This window comes from Microcystis sp. LE19-195.1E (genome assembly GCF_027532095.1).
GTDB classification, from domain to species: Bacteria; Cyanobacteriota; Cyanobacteriia; order Cyanobacteriales; family Microcystaceae; genus Microcystis; species Microcystis aeruginosa.
The window spans coordinates 1-15898 of record NZ_JAPZSZ010000187.1 but is presented as its reverse complement, the minus strand read 5'-3'; the positions used below and the strand labels follow the sequence as shown (position 1 = coordinate 15898).

At 41.6% G+C, this 15898-nt stretch carries 14 protein-coding genes and 1 pseudogene; 8 read left to right on the top strand and 7 right to left on the bottom strand.

What is annotated here, in order from left to right:
- On the top strand, positions 1 to 805 hold an 805-nt coding region (locus tag O9300_RS10700), incomplete at its 5' end, for an RNA-guided endonuclease InsQ/TnpB family protein (RefSeq protein WP_287971620.1).
- A 19-nt stretch (positions 806 to 824) separates the two neighbouring features.
- Positions 825 to 1178, top strand: a pseudogene (locus tag O9300_RS10695) (M48 family metalloprotease); the annotation flags it as partial.
- On the opposite strand, the gene O9300_RS10690 reads toward O9300_RS10695, so the two are convergent.
- A complete protein-coding gene (locus tag O9300_RS10690) occupies positions 1179 to 2021 on the bottom strand; it encodes an alpha/beta fold hydrolase (protein WP_002798344.1) in 843 nt (280 codons plus the stop codon).
- 58 nt (positions 2022 to 2079) lie between these two features.
- Here O9300_RS10690 and O9300_RS10685 point away from each other — a divergent pair, with 58 nt between their 5' ends.
- Positions 2080 to 2973: an alpha/beta fold hydrolase gene (locus O9300_RS10685; protein ID WP_002798343.1), complete on the top strand. Its 894-nt coding sequence runs from the start codon at positions 2080 to 2082 to the stop codon at positions 2971 to 2973.
- A 236-nt stretch (positions 2974 to 3209) separates the two neighbouring features.
- Here O9300_RS10685 and aroH read toward each other — a convergent pair whose 3' ends face one another.
- Complete coding sequence (aroH, locus tag O9300_RS10680; RefSeq protein WP_079205785.1) at positions 3210 to 3611, bottom strand: chorismate mutase; 402 nt, start codon at positions 3609 to 3611, stop codon at positions 3210 to 3212.
- A gap of 68 nt (positions 3612 to 3679) precedes the next feature.
- Positions 3680 to 4501: a signal peptide peptidase SppA gene (sppA, locus tag O9300_RS10675; RefSeq protein ID WP_287971618.1), complete on the bottom strand. Its 822-nt coding sequence runs from the start codon at positions 4499 to 4501 to the stop codon at positions 3680 to 3682.
- Between the two features lie 835 nt (positions 4502 to 5336).
- Here sppA and glnA point away from each other — a divergent pair.
- From glnA to O9300_RS10660, 3 genes are all read left to right on the top strand, one after another.
- On the top strand, positions 5337 to 6758 hold the full coding sequence (gene glnA / locus O9300_RS10670; protein ID WP_287971616.1) for a type I glutamate--ammonia ligase: 1422 nt from the start codon (positions 5337 to 5339) through the stop codon (positions 6756 to 6758).
- A gap of 37 nt (positions 6759 to 6795) precedes the next feature.
- The gene (locus O9300_RS10665; RefSeq protein ID WP_261779578.1) at positions 6796 to 6927 is read left to right on the top strand and encodes a hypothetical protein; all 132 of its coding nucleotides are present in this window, start codon (positions 6796 to 6798) and stop codon (positions 6925 to 6927) included.
- A gap of 181 nt (positions 6928 to 7108) precedes the next feature.
- Complete coding sequence (locus O9300_RS10660; RefSeq protein WP_287729942.1) at positions 7109 to 7516, top strand: hypothetical protein; 408 nt, start codon at positions 7109 to 7111, stop codon at positions 7514 to 7516.
- A 12-nt stretch (positions 7517 to 7528) separates the two neighbouring features.
- On the opposite strand, the gene O9300_RS10655 is transcribed toward O9300_RS10660, so the two are convergent.
- From O9300_RS10655 to petC, 4 genes are all read right to left on the bottom strand, one after another.
- Positions 7529 to 9178: an ABC1 kinase family protein gene (locus O9300_RS10655; protein ID WP_287971614.1), complete on the bottom strand. Its 1650-nt coding sequence runs from the start codon at positions 9176 to 9178 to the stop codon at positions 7529 to 7531.
- Positions 9179 to 9544: 366 nt separating this feature from the next.
- Positions 9545 to 10606, bottom strand: coding sequence for a mannose-1-phosphate guanylyltransferase (locus tag O9300_RS10650; protein ID WP_287971612.1), 1062 nt, complete (start codon positions 10604 to 10606; stop codon positions 9545 to 9547).
- 132 nt (positions 10607 to 10738) lie between these two features.
- Entirely contained in the window at positions 10739 to 11725 is a 987-nt protein-coding gene (gene petA / locus O9300_RS10645; protein WP_012265194.1) for a cytochrome f, read from the bottom strand.
- A gap of 43 nt (positions 11726 to 11768) precedes the next feature.
- The gene (gene petC, locus O9300_RS10640) at positions 11769 to 12308 is read right to left on the bottom strand and encodes a cytochrome b6-f complex iron-sulfur subunit (RefSeq protein WP_287971610.1); all 540 of its coding nucleotides are present in this window, start codon (positions 12306 to 12308) and stop codon (positions 11769 to 11771) included.
- Positions 12309 to 12610: 302 nt separating this feature from the next.
- Here petC and O9300_RS10635 point away from each other — a divergent pair, with 302 nt between their 5' ends.
- Both O9300_RS10635 and O9300_RS10630 read left to right on the top strand, forming a co-directional pair.
- Entirely contained in the window at positions 12611 to 15262 is a 2652-nt protein-coding gene (locus O9300_RS10635) for an Eco57I restriction-modification methylase domain-containing protein (RefSeq protein ID WP_287971608.1), read from the top strand.
- A gap of 9 nt (positions 15263 to 15271) precedes the next feature.
- Complete coding sequence (locus O9300_RS10630) at positions 15272 to 15775, top strand: hypothetical protein (RefSeq protein ID WP_287971606.1); 504 nt, start codon at positions 15272 to 15274, stop codon at positions 15773 to 15775.
- Positions 15776 to 15898 lie beyond the last annotated feature (123 nt).

Genomic DNA, 15898 nt, shown 5'->3' with positions numbered 1-15898 from the left:
ACGTGCTGACGGTTATTATTGCCAGTTTCTGATTGACGTAGAACGGCAAGAATACCATAAACCAACGGGACAAATAACAGGAATTGACTTAGGGTTAAAAGAGTTTTATACTGACGCTCAAGGCAATACTGTAGAGAATCCACGTTATTTAAGAAAGTCAGAAAAACGACTGAAAAAAGCACAAAGGAGATTATCAAAACAATTTTGCAAAGGAAACAAACAGTCTAAAAACTATCACAAGCAACGGATAAAAGTAGCTAGGCTTCATCTTAAAGTGTCAAGACAACGTAAAGACAAAGCAATTAAAGACGCTTTGGCGTTAGTCCAGTCTAATGATCTGGTAGTTTATGAGGCTTTAAAGGTAAGAAACTTAGTCAAAAACCGTAAGCTTGCCAAGTCGATTAGTGATGCTTCTTGGTATCAATTCACTGAATGGTTGAATTATTTTGCCAAGATTTATCGGATTGTCTGTGTTGCTGTTCCTCCCCATTTCACGACTCAAGATTGTTCAGTTTGTGGGACGAGAGTTCAAAAATCATTAAGCACTAGAACTCATCAATGCCCCAATTGTAAAACAGTCTTAGATAGGGATCATAATGCAGCAATAAATATCCTTAAAAAAGGGTTGCAATACTTGGGAAATCATCTCAACGGTACTGTTGGGCAAACAGAAACCGACCCAAACGCCTTGGGAGAGTCCGGCCTCTGGATTCTTAATGGAGACATTGAGAATCTAAGCTGTCTCGTTGAACAAGGAATTTCTAACAGCGATGTGGAAAGAGTCCCCCGTCACAGCGTAGCTTGACGGTGGGAGTATGTCAAGCAATGCTGCCCTCGCCCAAGGACTTCTCAGCGCGGCGGGATTAGACACAAAAACTTGGGTACAATTGGCAGTCAATCTCGCCTATAATCTGCCCAATAGTCGCAAGGATGAATTAGAAGCGGACCGACTGGGTTTAAACAATCTAGCTGAGGCTGGTTATGCAGCTAAGGCCATGATCTCCTTGATGGGAAAATTAGCACAACAGAGGGGTTCTACCCCGACAATTCTCAGCACCCATCCTGCTACAGGCGATCGCATTTTGGCACTACAAAAACAGCTTAATTCGGTTAATAACAAGCAGAATCAAGGTTTAGACGAGGATTATTACCAATTGCAGATTCGTTCTCTCCGCTAATCAGACAATTTCCTGAACAGATAAAAACTCGGCCACCGCTTGATTAAAACTTTCAGGTTCCCCTAAAAATGCCCAATGATTACCCGGTATCTTTTTAATCTCTAGAGAAGTTAAATACTTTTTATAAGATTGAATTTGCCAAGCAGTGCGATTTAATCCCTGTTGGGGAAGGATTAATAAACTGGGAATATCTAAAGTTTTAGTTAATCCGGCAAACCCCATGACATCCTCAAAAATTTCCCCGCGTGCCGATAAAGTGAATTTACCGCTCCAACTGCCATCAGCTTTTTGTTCAATGGCATTTTTAAACACCTCTTGCTGTAGATTTGACCAACCTTTATATTGTTTTAATTGACGAGCGATCGCTTCTATGCTCTGATAACTATCAAAGGAGCGAGTAATCTTTAAAAAGGGCAAAACTTGATAGAGAATTGGAAAAGTTATCCTAATCCAACTAGGCATTTTATCGATAAAAAAGGGATCGACTAAAATTAAACTCTTAAATACTTCCGGCTGTTGAGTTGCCCAAATTGCCGCTATTTTAGCACTCCAAGAATGACCTAAAATATGTGCTTGCGTCCAACCTAAATGATTAATTAAAGCCCTTAAATCGCCGATATAATCCTGAAAGTGATAACCGGTTGCCGGTTTACCGCTTTCCCCATGTCCCCGCAAATCTGGGGCAATAACTTGATAATTTGAGCTTAAATAATCGCCCAAGCTTGACCAAACCAAAGCATGATCCGCCATGCCGTGCAATAATAATAGAGGCATACCTCGATCGCTCCATTGTAAATAGGAAATTTCCATCGAGTTATTGGTAAAAGTCTGGCGTTGTGGCATAAATTCTCGACTGATTTTTACTCTATAATTTACCTATCACTTAATAAAACTTCATACAATGGCACTACAATCTCCGATCACTGGGACTAGCTTAGAGCAATTGTCTTGGACATGGCAAGGTCACACCATCCCCTACACTGTGCGGGGAGAAGGACAACCCCTAGTATTAATTCACGGTTTTGGGGCATCTATCGGTCATTGGCGCAAAAATATCCCCGTTTTAGCGGAAAATGGCTATCAAGTCTATGCCCTAGATCTTTTGGGATTTGGGGGTACAGATAAGCCCGCTTTAGATTATAGTCTCGACCTTTGGCTGCGGCAAATACAAGACTTTTGGCGAGAAAAAATGGCAAAACCGGCGGTATTTATCGGTAATTCCATCGGGGGACTGATTACCTTAATGCTGATGGCAGAATCTCCCGAAATCACTGCTGGAGGAGTAATTATTAACTGTGCCGGAGGATTAAACCATCGTCCCGAAGAATTAAATTTGCCGCTGCGTTTAATCATGGCTGCCTTTACCGGTTTAGTTAGTTCTCCCGTGACAGGAAAGTTTATTTTTGAACAGGTAAGGCAGAAAAATCGCATCCGGAAGACCTTAAAACAGGTTTATCGGGATCATACCGCGATTACCGAGGAATTAGTCGAAATTCTCTATCAACCCTCCTGTGATGCGGGTGCGTGGGGAGTGTTTGCATCGGTGTTGACAGCACCCCCCGGACCATCGACCCAGGAATTATTACCGCAAATCGATCGCCCTTTATTGGTACTCTGGGGAGAGGATGACCCTTGGACACCGATCGCCGGTTCGGTAATTTACCAAGAAAGAGCTAAAATGGGAAATAATACCCAATTTTATCCGATTGCCAAAGCCGGTCACTGTCCCCACGATGAACATCCCGAAAAAGTTAATCAATTAATTTTGAGTTGGCTGTCGGAAATGGGGATTTAGTCAGTTAAAAAAGTTGGGGTTGATAAGCAATCCTTCATCGATCTGCCTCGCGATTCAGTTTTGAGGTTATGAGTTTATTAAGTGAGATTATTCACTGATAACTGTTTACTGATAACTGATAACTGATAATTTTTCTCGGCCCCAAAGGTAAATTTAATGATTTTTGCGGCCAGTTTTTCCCTGAGTGAGAAATCGATAAACTTAATAGAAAATGCGGGAACAGGTTATCGAAGATTTTAGCGATTAATAGTTACTGGAGAAATCTGCCAATCGGGGCGAAGATTTTTCGCCCCTCGGAGATAGACGTGCTGCATTTCGCTTTGCAGTTTGGGAGTATTAACGTGGAGAATTACCCGAATACACTTTTCCAGACTACCAGCGACCTGCATCTGTTGCACATCGAGGAGGGGGACATTTTGCCAGTGGGGACGTTCGCGAGCGATAGCAGCGGGGAAAATCGCGTCTAAATCCTGAGTTGCCGTAAAGATAATACTAACAATATCATCGGGATCGAGACTATTGTGGATTTCGATCGCTTCGAGGAGTTCTGTCACTGCTTCTCGTATAGCTTCAATAGTATTAGCTGTTACTGTTGTTGCTCCCCGAATGGCTCGAATCTTCCACTGCACGATTGTCATCCTCCGCTAATCCTGATGAGTCAATTTTAGGGGTTAACGCGCCCTTTTTCTCGACTTTAATCTAGCCATCAGGGTCGGTATAACCACAATAGTTGTCCGTTAACTTCCAATTCAAATTCTAGACGCTGTAGGGTTTTTTGTAATCCTAGGGGTATTTGGGAGCGATTGCCCGTCAGACGACTGAGGAGGGGTTTCGGTTCTTCGATAGTCTGACATTTAGTTTTATCTGGGGGTAATCCTGCCAATTCTAGCGCCCAAAGTCGGGCATCTTCCTCGGTTCCCAAGCGATCGACCACTCCTAATTCTAAAGCCTGTTGACCAGTAAAAATGCGCCCATCGGCAAAAATTTTCACTTGATTGACATCTAAATTTCTCGCTCCGGCGACGGTTTGCAGAAATTGCTGATAACTGGTATCGATCATATCCTGGAGAATTCTTTCTTCTTCATCAGTTAATTCTCGATCGAAGGAGAGAATATCTTTATAAGGGCCAGATTTAATCACTTTAAACGAAACTCCCACCTTATCCAACAATCTTTCCAGATTGTTCCCTCTCAGGATAACACCGATCGAGCCAGTAATCGTGCCGGGGTTAGCCATAATATAATTAGCCCCCATAGCGATATAAACGCCGCCAGAGGCGGAAATATTGCCAAAACTAGCGATTATTTTCGTGTTTTTTTGTAACCGCTTCAATGCTTCATAAATTTCTTGGGAATCCCCCACGGTTCCCCCGGGGGAGTCAATTCGGAGAAGTAGGGCGGGATATTGCCTTTCTTTGACGATTTCTAGGGCTTTTAAGACTCTTTTGCGGGTATCGGAGGCAATTGCACCTGTAATTTCTATTCGAGCGATTTGTTTGCGGGTTTTCGGTTTAAAAGGCCAGACCATCAGGGTTACATATCTCTAAAAAAAGGACTCTTTCTAATCTAACGCTTTGATCGTTCCAGGTTAAGCAGACATTATATTTCAGAATTTCAGGCTAAAATGTCTGGTTAAGTGTTTGACATCCTCACGGCCAGGGCCGGACGGTGATGACCGGGCAGCTCGAACAAGATTTATTCAGCAAACCCTAATTAGGGCTGGCTGAATAATGGTAAAACCCTTTTAAAATAAGGCTTTTGACCTGTTAAAATCCGATGTTAGTGCCAGAATATAGGATTAGGACATTCAAAAAACTTGCATTATCCTTCTCTTAGTAGATAAACTGGTACAAAAAAGAAGGGCAACAAAGCCTGAAACGACCGGCTACTGACGACCGGCTACTGACTCCTAACCCCACCAACAAACTTTTTGCCGCAGACCCTAAGTAGGGTTTGCTGAATAAATCTAAAAACCTTATCCAACAAGGTTTTTAGACTTTTTTCCCCTCAAAAAGTGCCGACCATTGGAGTGATTGGGGGGAAAATTCCTGGACTTTTTCCCTGAAAATTAGCTAATTGACCACCTGAAAATCGGTAAAACCCCACACCCCACACCCCACACCCCACACCCTACCCCCACGAAAAACTTTTTGCCGCAAACCCTAAGTAGGGCAAGGGGCAGTAGAAGCTGATAGGCAAATGGTCATTCCCAGCGATTACCGACCTGAACAAGGAAATTACAGATTTTTTCAAGCTAGGATTAAAGATTTTGTATCGAAAAATACAAAACCGGCCAAAGTGACTGTTTAGGATGGATTTTTTGAGAAGCTTAAGAACTGATCCATACATCAAAGGAGTTTTCCATGCCCGAAACGCCACAAGAAGTCTTGAAAATGATTCAGGACAACAATATTAAGATTATCGACCTGAAATTTATTGATATGCCAGGTATCTGGCAACATTGCTCGTTCTACTACGATCAAATCGATGAAAGCTCTTTCAGCGATGGTGTTGCCTTCGATGGTTCCAGTATTCGCGGTTGGAAAGCAATTAACGAATCCGATATGGCCATGGTTCCCGACCCTACCACTGCTTGGATCGATCCCTTCTACAAAGAACCTACCCTAAGCATGATCTGTAGCATCAAAGAACCGAGAACCGGTGAATGGTATAGCCGCGATCCTCGCTCTATTGCTCAGAAAGCGATCGATTATCTTAGCAGTACCGGTTTAGGTGATACCGTATTTTTTGGACCGGAAGCGGAATTTTTCCTCTTTGATAGCGCTCGTTTCGACCAAACCGCCAACGCAGGCTATTACTACATGGATAGTGTCGAAGGTCGTTGGAATAGCGGTAAAGACGAAAAAGAGGGAAATCTTGCCTATAAACCCGCCTACAAACAGGGTTATTTCCCCGTTAGTCCCACCGATACCTCTCAAGATATTCGCACGGAAATGCTCTTAACCATGGCCGACTGCGGAGTTCCCATCGAAAAACATCACCATGAAGTCGCTACTGGTGGTCAAAACGAGTTAGGGATTAAATTCTCTACCCTAGTACGGGCCGCCGACTACTTGATGACCTACAAATACTGCATTAAGAACGTGGCTAAGAAATACGGTAAAACCGTCACCTTTATGCCCAAACCCATCTTTGGTGATAACGGTTCCGGGATGCACGTTCACCAGTCTATCTGGAAAGATGGTCAACCCCTGTTCGCTGGGGATAAATACGCCGGACTTAGCCAAATGGCACTGTACTACATCGGTGGTTTGCTTAGACACGCTCCCGCTCTCTTAGCTTTAACTAACCCCACCACCAACTCTTACAAGCGTCTCGTCCCCGGTTTTGAGGCCCCTGTAAACCTGGCCTACTCCCAAGGTAATCGCTCCGCTTCGATTCGGATTCCTTTATCGGGAAGCAACCCGAAAGCCAAACGTTTAGAATTCCGCTGTCCTGATGCCACTTCCAACCCCTACCTCGCTTTTGCAGCTATGCTCTGTGCGGGTATCGATGGAATTAAAAATCAAATTGAACCAGGGGAACCTCTCGATGTGGATATCTACGAACTCAGCCCCGAAGAATTGTCAAAAATACCCTCTACCCCCGGCTCTCTAGAAGCAGCTCTGGAAAGTCTCGAAAAAGATCACGCTTTCTTGACCGATTCTGGTGTCTTTACCGAAGACTTTATCCAAAACTGGATCACCTACAAACTCGATAACGAAGTTAACCCGATGCGCTTACGTCCTCACCCCTACGAGTTCTCTCTCTACTACGATGTCTAAGGTTTGATTGACTAATCATTAATCCTAGGGTAGGCTTTTGTCTGCCCTTTTTTTTCCGAATCAGCAAGTCAGTCCCGATGAAAAAATTTTCACCCCCGCAGATGAAAGAGGTTTCCTTCCCCACACCCTGCCACCACCGAAAAACTTTTTGCCGCAAACCCTAGTATAATCCCTTGCTGCCAATTAAGTAGGGAGGCACAATTATTTGTAGGATGGGTTAGCGGTAGCGTAACCCATGCGGGCGTTGGGTTTCATGCTTCAACCCAACCTACGTTCATCTTATATTTAATTCCACCCACCCACTTAGCATAAAATACGATTAATTGACTGGTATTTTGGGGCGATAGTTTATGGAACGCGGGTTATTGTGGACACCTTTATTAATTCTATTTATTTGGTTGGCTTGGAGTGGTTGGAATGAATACCAAAAAGTGGAAATCTATCGAGTATGGGCGGAAAACTTCCAGCGAGCTAAGTATGATATATATTCTGTCTTAGGTCAAAAAGATAAAATTATCACTTGGGGAAAGCCAACTCGTAAGGGAGTGATTAATTTACAAACTTTTTCCCTAGAGGAGGTCAAAGAAATCCGTCTGCTAGTTAATAATCAAGTGGTGGATTTAGATGCTCTTCCCCCCCAAGGTTCCCCTTTCCTAGAATTTATTTTTAAGGAGCGATCGCCTGAAAAAATTCCCTTTACTGAAGTTGAATTGGCTAGTCAGTGGGCGAAATTTTTACAACAACAAATCTTAATTTAATTGCGATAATTTCTAGCGCAATCTCCCCGATCGCAGGATACCGACAACTAACCATAAACCGATTAAACTAGCTGTAGCAAATAATACGGTACTGATAATAGTTAATTGCCGAGATTGGGTGCTGGCCGTAACAATAGCAGCCCCGATAATTAAGGAACCAATAATCACACTAAAAGCTAGTCGATTGGCGGAATTATCTAAACTGCGACGGAGATTATCTAAGTCGCGAATTTTCAGATTAACATTTAAAGTTTCCGAGGTTAAACCATCTAGTAAAACTTCAATTTGACGGGGATATTTCAGGGAAAAAGATTTTAAGTCTAAAACTGTTCTTAGGGCAGTTTGTAGGGGAGTGCTACCGATTAACTGTTGTTCAAGAATATTAGTTAATAGCGGTTTGACTTCTTCCAGGATATTAATATCAGGATTAAATTTTCGGGCAGTTCCTTCTAGATTAGCGAGACTTTTGGCAAATAAACCTAAATTACCCGGAAGTTTAATTCTATTGCGACGGGCAATTTGCAAAAGTTCATAAACTACCTCACTAAAGTTAATTTGATTTAAATTGAGGTTATAGTATTTTCGCAGCATCCGCTCATAATCCACCTCTAATTGTACTAAAGTAATCGGCACCACTGACTCGGACAGTTTAATAGTTAGTTGACTGCATCTTTTCGCATCTAAGTCAACAATTGCCAATAACAATTCTGTTAAAATTTGTTGAGTTTGCGGGTCTAATCTGCCCACCATGCCACAGTCAATTAAAGCTACTCTACCATCGTCAAGATAGAAAATATTACCCGGGTGAGGATCGGCATGAAAGAAGCCATCAATATAAATTTGTTGAAAAAATGACCGAAACAAAATCCTAGTTATTTCGCTTTTTCTTTGGGAAATTGCTTGCTCAGTTGCTGGTCTAGAAACATCGGCCTCTAAAATTTGTTTTCCTTCTAACCATTCTAACACTAATAGCCTAGAATTAGTTAAGTGCCAATAAATTTTAGGAATAACTAACTGTTTGGGTTCTGACCACCGACTCTGGGTTAAATTATAGCGTAATTGGTCAGTATAATGACCTTCTTGGGTGAAATCTAATTCCGCATTGACTGCTTTAATAAACTCCTCTGCTAAGTTAACAACGTCATAACTTTGACCAAATTCTGTCAGGGCAACTAAATCAGCAATTCCCTTAATTAAGGCACTATCTTGGGCGACAATTTTTTCGATTCCAGGACGCAAGACTTTAATCGCTACTTCCTCCCCAGATAATAAAGTTGCCCGATGAATTTGCCCGATCGATCCCGCGGCGATCGGTTGGGGATTAATATACTTAAATACCTGTTCGATCGGTTTTGCTAACTGTTCAGTGATGACTATTTCTATATCCGTCCAAGCAACGGGAGGAACTTGCGCTTGTAGGGCAGTTAAAGCCTCGATATAATTAGCGGGTAGCAGATCGGGACGGGTACTAAGTAACTGTCCCAATTTGACATAAAAAGGCCCCAATTCCACAAGGATTTTTTTGAGAACTTCTGGGGTGGGAATCTGGGGATTTTCCGTTTTTCCTAGGGTTAAAACCCCGCGCATATAGTCCCAACCGTTGCCGAGAACTATCTCAAGGATTTCTTTTTGTCTTTGACTGGTTTGGGGGAGTGAGAACACGGTATTATCAGTTATCAGTTATCAGTTATCAGTTATCAGTTATCAGTTTATCAATGGGTAAGTTAGGTACTTATCGATGGGTGCATCCCACATTTGCAGGAACACCGATAATCAGCAATTATCAGTGACTTTTAAATTATTACAGATATATCAGCAGCTGCCTGTAAGCATCCCACCGAAAAACTAATGCGCTCCGGGGTTTGGGGGCGGCGCCACGCCCCCAACGGGGGGTTTGGGGGGTTCTCCCCCCCAAAAGCTTGGATTGAGCGATAAAACCGAAAGTAACGCCCGATTTTAGTAGGAAGTTTCCCTTAAAAAATCCCAACTTAGTAGATTTACAAAAATGAGATGTACCCCTTATCGATCCTATAACAATTTATCCAATTTGGGATCGGTTTGTAATTGCTTGAGAACTTGTTTAATATCTTGGGTACGATCTTTGTGGACAACGAGAGTCGCTTTACCGTCGCGAACAATTACCAGATCTTTTAAACCAATAGTAACGATCACTTCTTCCCGATCACTAGCATAGATAATAGCCCCCTCCGTATCCAAACCGACATGATTGGCCAGTTCAATATTTTTGCCCTTTGCTTCTAGTAATCTTTCCAGAGAATTCCAATCTCCCAGATCATCCCAACCGAAATTAGCGGGTAAAACGTAAGCGAGTTGGGTTTTTTCCATCAAAGCATAATCGATACTTTTTTTCTCTAAATCCTCATAGGCAGCGATGCCCCGATCGCTCAGAGGCTGTAAAATATTATTAGCGTGGGTTTTTAGCTCCTCTAAAACCACTTGTCCCTGAAAGATAAACATTCCGCTATTCCAACTAAAAAGCCCCGTTTCTAGGAATTTTTCGGCCGTGGTGCGATCGGGTTTTTCCGTAAAACGACTAACTTTATAGACGGGTAAACCATTAAATTCGCCCTGATTTTCTCCCTGTTCGATATAACCGTAACCCGTGGAGGGATAATCGGGTTTAATCCCTAAAGTAACGATCGCTTTTTGGCTGACGGCCACTTCTACGGCCGCTTTTAAAGTGTTAATATAAGCCTCTTGATCACCAATATAATGATCGGCAGGAAAAAAACCGATCGCCACTTCTTTACCATAACGTTTTGCCACTTCTAAGGTGGCCCAAGTCACAGCCGGGGCCGTATCCTTGCCCACCGGTTCCACTAATAGGTTACTCTCCGGTAAATCGGGCAGTTGTTCGCGGACACCATCAGCGATCGCACTAGCGGTAATTACCCAGAGATTTTCCCAACCTGCCGCTAAAGATAATAGACGATCGGCCGTTGCTTGTAAAAGACTGCGACCACTACCATCAAGACAGAGAAACTGTTTCGGACGCGCTAGACGACTGAGAGGCCAAAAACGTTCCCCTTTACCCCCGGCGAGAATGACTGGAACAAGCGACTGATTCATAAAAATTGACACTTATCGGTTAAGTTGAACCGATTGTATCAGACGGCAGTGAGCGGTGAGCGTTTTCCTGACTCAAAGCTAAAAAGCGGGCAAATAACCCGCTTTTTAGCAAAAATAACCGAAATATTGCGATTAGAAATTCATTTCGGCCGCTTGTACTGTTTCCACTTGTTTTTTCTTAATAACTAAGAGGATTTGGCAGAGCATAATACCACCGAGGAATAAAACTAATCCTTTGATCCGGCCGGGATTTTGCAGGACAACTTCCGTATCTTTTTGACCAAAACCGCCGACATTGGGGTTACTGGTTAAAAATTGTCCCACTTCGATCGCTTGACCTTCCGAGACGATTAACTCAGGACCTGCGGGAATATTTTCCACCACGGGGCCAGCTTCAGAAGTGATGGTGACTTCATAACCACCGGCTTCGGTTTTGCTGATCTGGCTAATTGTACCTGCGGTAGAAGCTTTGAAAGCGTTATTATTGCTGGGTTCACCGGTGGGGTACACTTGACCGCGACCGCGATTGGCCCCTAAATGCACAGCATATTTACCGAAGTGAATACCTTTATTTTGGCTAGGATCGGGGGCCAGGACGGGGAAAACGATTTCTTTGTATTGATCACCGGGTAAGGGGCCGACGATAACCACGTTATCTTGACCTTCTTTGTAGGATTGGAAATAGACTCCACCGAGTTTTTCCTGCATTTCTTCGGGAATGCGATCGGGGGGCGCGATTTTAAAACCATCCGGTAGCATTAAGACTGCACCGACGTTTAAACCCCCCTTCGATCCGTCTCCTAACACCTGTTGACTGGCGGGATCGTAGGGGATTTTTACCACTGCTTCAAAGACGCTATCGGGTAATACCGAGTGGGGGATTTCAATTTCGGCGGGTTTTTGGGCTAAATGGCAGTTCGCGCAGACAATCCGACCTGTTGCTTCTCTGGGGGTTTCCGGGGCGGTTTGTTGCGCCCAAAAAGGATATGCTTGGGCAGATTGGGGGTTAATGACATCGCTGGTTAGGAGTAGGGAAACGGTAGCGATCGCCACGAGGACAGCTTTCACTAGGGCCTGTCTGTGGACTTGCGGGAAGCTTAAAAAGTTGAATGTTCTCATCTCTATAGGTCGAATAATTCCAAATCTCGTCACATTGAATAATCTAGGACCACCAGGGTTCTTCGCCATTGCGGAAGTCGGTTTCCGTCCAAGTGGAGAAGACGACTTTATCATTATCGGTGACGTTGGCATGGGCGAGGGCTAAGGATAGAGGCGCTGGACCGCGAACTACTTTTCCTTCGGCATTGTACTGGGAACCGTGGCAAGGACACATGAATTTTTCTTCGCTGGCATTCCAAGGCACCACACAACCTAAGTGGGTACAGACGGCGTTAATTCCGTAGTTGGCCAGGGTTTTGTCCTCTTGGACAACTAAATAGGTGGGGTCGCCTTTTAAGCCTTGGGCTAAGGTGCGATCGCCAGCGTTATGGCTGGTCAGAAATTGACTGACAATCACATCATTGCCTAGGGCATCTTTAGCGGTGACACCGCCACCCGTACCACCGGCCGAGGGGGGAATAAAATACTTAACAATCGGATACAAAGCCCCCGCTGCTACTCCGGTAATTGTACCAAAGGTCAACAGGTTCATAAATTGACGACGACCCAAATCGGGAACATCTGTACCGGAAACTTGACTCATTGCTCCTTATCTCCAAATGTAAATTTTTGTAAACTAATTCTCATCTAAGGGCGATTTTGTGCATCTCGATCAAGACGAAAACCCAGAGCTTAAAGAAGGTTTACAAGGGCTGTATTAGATTATTACAGATATTGAGTCACGGACAATTGCCACAGCAAAGCTGCCCCAAATGCGATCGCCATTAACGGTCATCAAAGAAATGACCATAACAACCTAGTCAAAATACTTTTCTAATTCTGCCTGAGTATGATACATTTGTTTGATGGAGATATAAAGTTTCGATAGCAAGGATAATCGTTGTCATGGTACAAAATCTTTACAGTATAGTAATGGAACTGACAGCACCATCGTCATCGACATTGCTGACTGTAGATCGTACTAGGAAAATACTTAATGATTTTGCCTATAATTTTGAATGGACACCCAGTGATAGCTTAGATATTCCATCAACGAATGATTTTGCCAATGCTCATCTTATTGTTGAACATGGATTAGAACATCAGGCTGTTATTACTTTTTTGAAAAGACCCTATGCCGACCTTAATTATACTCAGAAAAAAAATCTTTTGGGCATTTCCTATAATAATTTACTTGACTGGCATATTCAAGTTGAATCCGAGAAAATCCTTTATGTTTTTAACAGATGTAGCCCAGAAAAAATTGCAAAATCATATCCAATTTCTCGCGAAAATTTAGACAATCTCAGAAGCGGAGTATTTGAAGCCATTTCAGGGCAACGCCATCATCCTAATCTTCCTGCTTTGGATGATGCTTTGATTGAAACGATTTCATTCTGGAAGCGAAATCTATATGCCGAAATGGAAGAAAATATATCTAATCAACAGTTTTCGGCTTTGTTTAATGCTATTATTTTTACGAGAGCCGTTGAAGATAATTATCGCCGCTTATATCCCCAAAGGTATGACGAATTTTCTAATTCAAATACCCTATTTGAAACCTTCTTAAAAAATAACAGCAATTCCTTAACCATTCGAGAGTCAATTCTTAAAACTCTTGAAGATTTTGGACAAACTAACATACCTGAGTATTTAATTGATCGCTCCTTACTCAGTGCTTTTGATAGTTTAAATACTCAAACTGTGAAAGCTTTGCTGCAGGATTTTTATAGAATTAAATCTGCAAGACCTTACGAATATGATTTTTCTCTCATTTCTAAACACGCTCTTAGTCGAATTTATGAAAGATATACCAGTATTTTAAGAGTTGAAGAATCCGATCAACTAAGCTTATTTCCCCCCCTACCAACAGAGCAGAGAAATAAAGCTTATGGAAGTATTTATACTCCTCAATTTATTGCGAGGTTTTTTGCTCGGTATCTACGGGAACAAATGCCTCCCATTGAATTTCAACAATTAAAAACGTTAGAACCTGCTATCGGTTCAGGAATCTTTGTAAGAACTTTATTAGAAATTCAGTGTGATCCTATGCAGGGAGAAGTTACAACTGAATTGATTCAATCAGCTTTTCAGAATGTTTTTGGATTGGATGTTGATCCTAATGCTTGTCAAGCGGCACTTTTATCTCTTTCACTTCTTCACTTAGTTTTGACAGATCAATTACCGTCACAATTATCCATTGAAACAGCAGAGTCAATTCAATACTATCAAGATCATCCCGAATTAAAAGAGAGTTTTAGTGCAGTTATTACTAATCCCCCCTTTGTTGCTTTGACGGATCAAACAGAAGCAATGAGAAAAAGAATTGCACAATTTATGGGAGATGATGGAAGGGGAAGAATTGATTTATCTTTAGCTTTTATCAAAATAGCATTAGAAGTATTAAAACCCGGTGGTTATGGATTATTTGTTTTACCTCATAAATTTCTTTTGTCAGAAAGTGATGCTAAAATTCGTCAACTCATCACCCGAGAAGCTTGGATTCGTTGCTTAGTTGATCTATCTGCTATCCCAATTTTTGGTCAAGTAGATACTTACATTGTTCTTCTCATTTTTCAGAAGCGATTTAATGTACAACCAGAACCTTTAGCGACGATTTCTCATTGTCAAGAATTAGTGGGACGTGCTTTACAAGATGTTGTAGAAGGAAGGGAAGTAGAAAGTCAATTTTACAGTGTTTTTAAAGTTCCTCAAAATGCTTTTAATGGGGAAGACTGGGTGATCAAACCTCCTTCAATTGCTCGAATTCAACAAAAGCTAGAAACTTTACCAAAACTTTCGGAGTTTATGAATATTGGACAGGGTGTGGCAACAGGTCATAACAAGGTTTTTATTATGCCTAAGTCTCATATTCCTAAAGGAGAGGAAGCTATTTTTATTCCTTATTTATCTGATCGAGAAATGGAAGTTTATACTACTCCTCAGAAAGTTAGTCAATATCTTTTTTATCCTTATTTTGAGGAAAAATTATTAGAAGAAGATGAGATTAGAAATAAATATCCCAAAACTTGGAAATATTTGTTATTACATCAAGAAACGTTAGAATCTCGTTACGCCGTAAAAAAGGAAAATAAATCATGGTGGCAATTAGCACGACCTAACTGTAAATATTTGCTTCAACCTAAAATTATTAGTCCCCATTTATCAATTATGCCTCGTTTTTCCCTTGATATTGAAGGCAAGTTTGCTGTTATTCGTTCCCCAATTATTTATCCTAAAGATCGTCAACTGGAGAGTGATTTACTGCGGTATTTTGTCGCAGTTTTGAATTCTAGTATTTGCTATCGCTATATTTCTGAACATTCGCATAAATATGGTAGTGGTTACTCAATGTTAGAACCAAAAACGCTTTTAAAAACTCCTGTTCCTGATCCAACAAAAGTGTCATCCTTTGATATGTCTCAGCTTTTACGTCTTGTTGATCAGCGTTTTTTAGCATCAGGAAAAGAAGCAATTCAACTTGAAATTGAAATTGATAAAGCTGTCTCTAAGCTTTACGGATTTACTGAAGAAGATTGTTCTATTTATGGTGTATGAATACAAAAGATGAGAATTGAAATAAACTCTCAAGATTTGCAAGAGCGTACTCAATTAATTAAAAAGATGCTAAGGCCACTTGTTTTAAAAAATAATCTATTATTTGTTCAACCTGTTAGTAAAGGTGACGAATATGTTGCGTCTGTCAGAGATACTTATCAATCAACAACGAATCAATATACTGAGAGCCGTTTTAAAACTTTTGTCCCTGACTTACAAGCTACCTATTATGAAAGATGGTATAAAACCTATCAAGGCAAAAAAGAAAAATTTTATCTAGACCGTGCTTATCTTCATTTTTATATCATTGATAAAACCTTACCAGAACCAGCAGAAAAAGAATTTTGTTTACTTCATTGCGATCCTAATGAACCTGATGATGCTGCTCATGCTAAATATAAACAAAGCTTACACCTTCACATTGAATGTTCAGATGCTTCTTGGCCTCATTGTGATGTTTGGCCTCGCGCTCATATTGCACTTAATAATGGATATTTAGGGTTTGCTGAATAATGGTAAAAACCTTACAGGAAAGGGCTTTTAGCTTGATTGAGAGCTTCCCAAATGCACTTAAATCTGCTAGAATCTCTTAAAACCCTTGCATCACCCTTGCATCACCCTTGCATCTTCTCTAAT